Source organism: Mesorhizobium sp. M5C.F.Ca.IN.020.29.1.1, from assembly GCF_003997375.1.
GTDB lineage: Bacteria > Pseudomonadota > Alphaproteobacteria > Rhizobiales > Rhizobiaceae > Mesorhizobium > Mesorhizobium wenxiniae.
Genome location: NZ_RZSW01000640.1, coordinates 1 through 2,984 on the forward strand (window position 1 = coordinate 1; position 2,984 = coordinate 2,984).

General features: G+C 64.2%; 2 protein-coding genes and 1 pseudogene. 2 read left to right on the forward strand and 1 reads right to left on the reverse strand.

All coding sequences use genetic code 11. The features are described 5' to 3' along the window. Window positions 1–599 precede the first annotated feature (599 nt). Window positions 600–731 (reverse strand): annotated as a pseudogene (locus tag EOA85_RS39520) (gfo/Idh/MocA family oxidoreductase); the annotation flags it as partial. A gap of 111 nt (window positions 732–842) precedes the next feature. Here EOA85_RS39520 and EOA85_RS31335 point away from each other — a divergent pair. Together EOA85_RS31335 and EOA85_RS31340 are read left to right on the forward strand one after the other, a co-directional pair. Further along, window positions 843–1,625: an SDR family oxidoreductase gene (locus EOA85_RS31335; RefSeq protein ID WP_127212316.1), complete on the forward strand. Its 783-nt coding sequence runs from the start codon at window positions 843–845 to the stop codon at window positions 1,623–1,625. A 291-nt stretch (window positions 1,626–1,916) separates the two neighbouring features. Beyond that, on the forward strand, window positions 1,917–2,831 hold the full coding sequence (locus EOA85_RS31340) for a sugar phosphate isomerase/epimerase (RefSeq protein ID WP_127212317.1): 915 nt from the start codon (window positions 1,917–1,919) through the stop codon (window positions 2,829–2,831). Window positions 2,832–2,984: the final 153 nt, after the last annotated feature.

Below are 2,984 nucleotides of genomic sequence, written 5' to 3' on the forward strand. Positions count from 1 at the left end.
GTGCTGGAGCGAGCGCCGGTTCGCAAGGCGCATCTGTGGGGGCGGGCGCGAGCGTCGGCGGTGTAGGGGTCGGTGCTGGCGTGAGCGCCGGTTCGCAAGGCGCATCTGTGGGGGCGGGCACAAGCGTCGGCGGTGCGAGTGGAGCAAACGTTGGAGCTTCGGTCGGCGCAGGTAAGGCCGCTCCCGGTAGTCCGGCCGCAGTCACCACAACCACTGCCCCTGCCAAGACCGCCAGGCAATCGATCGTCCTGCCACCCGTCCTCATGCCTTCTAAACCTGGTGAGGGTGACTCCACCAACGGGTATCCCTTTCGATCTGTTGGATCGCTGAAAGCGAAACCCGGTACGCCAGCTGCGGTCGTGCAAGCCTGCCGCGCGGCGATCATGTCCGCCGCGACGCCGCTTGGCGCCGTCCGTGTCCACGCGGCAAGCGCAGGTGCCTTGCGTCAACGTCGAGGCGCCCTCACGGCGCCGATCGCGGTGCGAATAGACTACGCAAGACAAGGCGGCATCGAAGTTCGGCAGGCGCGAGTCGGCTGTCGCCTCGATGCGGCAGGCAGGGTCACCGCAGTGATATAGCACCAAGCCTGTCAGGCACTTTTCGGGATCCGAGGACAATGCGCCGGCAACCAGCGCAATCTGGTCGTCGAGGCGCATGGCCAGCCGGTGCACGGTGCCGATAAAGGCGTTGCGGCTGCCACGCACATGCCGACCCCGCAAGCATTCACGCATGGATCCGTCAGCAATTGCGTAAGACCATGAAAACTCCCTCCTGAAGATTGACTATCGGGAATTGGCGTTCCCTATTCTGGAAAAAATGGAAACTTTGTTCCGGGAGGAGGAATGGAGCTTCGGCTGGAAGGCAAGGTGGTGCTGGTCACCGGCGCGACGCAGGGCATTGGCCGGGCGATCGCCGAGACGCTCGCCCGTTCTGGCGCCGGCGGCCTGCTGGTCACCGGCCGCGAGCCCATGCGTGGCAACGACGTGGCGACGGCGCTCTCCCAGGCAGGCACGCCAACCACATTCGTTGCCGCAGATCTGGCTGATACCACGGCGCCGGCGCGGCTGGTGGACGAATGTATCAGCCGCTTCGGACGCATCGACGCGCTGGTCAACGCCGCCGGCCTGACCAACCGCGCCTCGTTTCTCGATGCCGACCTCGACGACTGGGCGGCGCTGTTCGCCGTCAATGCGCGGGCACCGTTCTTCCTGATGCAGGCAGCCATCACGCAGATGCGCAAGCAGGGTCAAGGCGGCGCCATCGTCAACGTCCTGTCGATCAACGCGCATTGCGGTTCGCCCGAACTCGCCGTCTATTCGGCCACCAAGGGGGCGCTCGCTACGCTGACCCGCAACGCCGCCAATGCGCATCGTTTCGACCGCATCCGCGTCAACGGCATCAATGTCGGCTGGACCGACACCCCGGCCGAGCGCATCATGCAGGCCGAGACGCTCGGGCACGGCCCGGGCTGGATCGACGCCGCCAACGCGTCGCAGCCTTTCGGGCGCCTGCTGGCGGCCGACGAGGTGGCGAACCTCGCCGTCTTCCTGCTCTCCGACGCCTCCGGGCCGATGACCGGCGCCTTGATCGACCAGGAGCAATGGGTCGTAGGGGCGAACCGGTGAAGGCTACTGTCGCAGCTCTCGAGGCAATCGGCCCGGCACTGCTTAGCCGGGTTCCTTCCCCGGGTCCAAAAACCGTCTTACGACCGGACGGCGCTGGCCCGCAGGAAATACCCTGGCGGACTGGATCGCCATCAACGATTTCCGCACGGCTGTCACAGCCGGTCTCGACGGCCTGCTCTGCGACGATCCGATGGCATTCGTCAGACAGCTTTGCGCATTGCCGACCAGTCGCACGGTTGAAGCGGACCGCACAATCGGCATAGTAGGTCGCCACGACCAGGGGAGAGCAATATGAAGCTCGGACTGCTCACCGCACCGTTTGCCGATACCCCCCTCGCCGATGTCGCCGACTGGGCAAGTTCTGCCGGCTTCGAGGCGCTGGAGATCGCCTGCTGGCCGAAATCCTCCGGCGCCGCCCGGCGCTATGCCGGCACCAGCCATATCGACGCCGCCTCGACCTCGGCCTCGAAGGCGAAGGAAATCGCGGCCGCACTGACGGAAAACAAGCTGTCGATCTCGGGCCTCGGCTTCTACCCCAATCCGCTGCATCCCGATGCCGCCCACCGCAAGACCGTCATCGACCATCTGAAGGAGGTGATCGTGCTGGCGAGCCATATGGGCGTTCCGCTGGTCAACACCTTCTGCGGCGGTGACGCTGCAAAAACCATCGACGCCAACTGGCAAGAGGCACTGACAGTCTGGCCCGATATCATCGCCCATGCGCGCGACAACGGCGTCAAGCTGGCATTTGAGAACTGCCCGATGATCTTCAGCTATGACGAGTGGCCGGGCGGGCACAACATCGCCTATTCGCCTTATATCTGGCGCCGCATCCTCGAGGCGTGGGGCGGCGACGTCGGTATGAACTTCGACCCGTCGCATCTGGTCTGGCAGATGATCGACCAGGCCCGCTTCATCAAAGAATTCGGTCCGCACATGCTGCATGTTCATGCCAAGGACCTGATGATCGATCATGATGGACTTTACGAACGCGGTATTCTCTCGGCCGGCATGGGCTGGCAAGTGCCGCGCATGCCGGGGCTTGGCGATGTCGACTGGAATGTGATCTTCTCCGGCCTTTACCGGGCCGGCTACGACGGGCCCATCATCATCGAGCACGAGGACCGGCGGTTTGAGGGGAGCGATGAAAGCCTCAAGCGCGGCTTTCTGCTGGCCCGCGACGTGCTGCGCCCCTTCGTGAAATGAGCCCCTTTTCGAACTGAAACGAGATCAATGGGAGGAAGACTGGAATGAAAAAATATCTGGCAATGGTCCCGCTGCTTGCCGGCGCGGCGTTCCTGGCTTCGGTGGGCGTCTCGTCCGCTGAAGCCAAATACACGATCGGCGTTTCCAACACGG